Raw genomic sequence first — 357 nt, 5'->3', positions numbered from 1 at the left:
CGTCAGCTGTAAACAGATACCAATGACCATCATTAGCTTGCATATACTTATTAGTAACTGCTAAATAGGTAGTTGGATCAAAATAATATACTTGACCATTTTTATCCCACTTGTATAATCCTGTAACTATTCGGCCATCTTTGCCAAACATATATTTCATTCCCCATTGAGAAGTTACATAGTCATCATCAACTCGAAGGTGAGTTACCGGATCAAAATAGTAATAAGTGCCTGCCCACTTTTGAACTCCGCTTGCAGCTGTTCCGTCAGCTGTAAACAGATACCAATGACCATCATTAGCTTGCATATACTTATTAGTAACTGCTAAATAGGTAGTTGGATCAAAATAATATACTT

General features: G+C 36.1%; 1 pseudogene. It reads right to left on the bottom strand.

Annotated features, from left to right (window positions below):
- A pseudogene (locus LMC10_RS01340) lies at positions 1-357 on the bottom strand (hypothetical protein); the annotation flags it as partial.

This window comes from Limosilactobacillus reuteri subsp. simiae (assembly GCF_020784875.1).
GTDB classification, from domain to species: Bacteria; Bacillota; Bacilli; order Lactobacillales; family Lactobacillaceae; genus Limosilactobacillus; species Limosilactobacillus reuteri_H.
The sequence above is the reverse complement of the archived record's forward strand: the minus strand, read 5'-3'. Positions and strand labels throughout refer to the sequence as shown.